This is a genomic window from Cnuella takakiae (genome assembly GCF_001953305.1).
GTDB lineage: Bacteria > Bacteroidota > Bacteroidia > Chitinophagales > Chitinophagaceae > Flavisolibacter > Flavisolibacter takakiae.
Genome location: NZ_MTFE01000010.1, coordinates 5,584,805 through 5,585,063, shown reverse-complemented (window position 1 = coordinate 5,585,063; position 259 = coordinate 5,584,805). Strand labels below are relative to the sequence as shown.

Below are 259 nucleotides of genomic sequence, written 5' to 3'. Positions count from 1 at the left end.
CTGATCCCCGATTGGTTTTCTCCACGGCACTCAAGGTATGTGCCTGCTCCATCATCCTGGCGCATAATCACCCATCTGGAACACTCCGGCCCAGCCGCGCCGATGAAGAACTTACCTACAAGATGAAAGAAGCCGGAAGGATGCTCGACATCAAGGTGCTGGATCACATAATCATCTCCTCGGAGAATTACTTCAGTTTTGCAGATGAGGGGCTGTTATAGCCCCTTTATTCTTTCCCTTTTTTATTCCTGCTTCAGGT

Annotated in this window: 1 protein-coding gene; it reads left to right on the top strand. The window is 49.4% G+C overall.

Features of this window, described 5'->3' with window-relative positions:
* The coding region (locus BUE76_RS23865; protein ID WP_173702673.1) for a JAB domain-containing protein at positions 1–221 on the top strand (221 nt) is incomplete at its 5' end.
* Positions 222–259 lie beyond the last annotated feature (38 nt).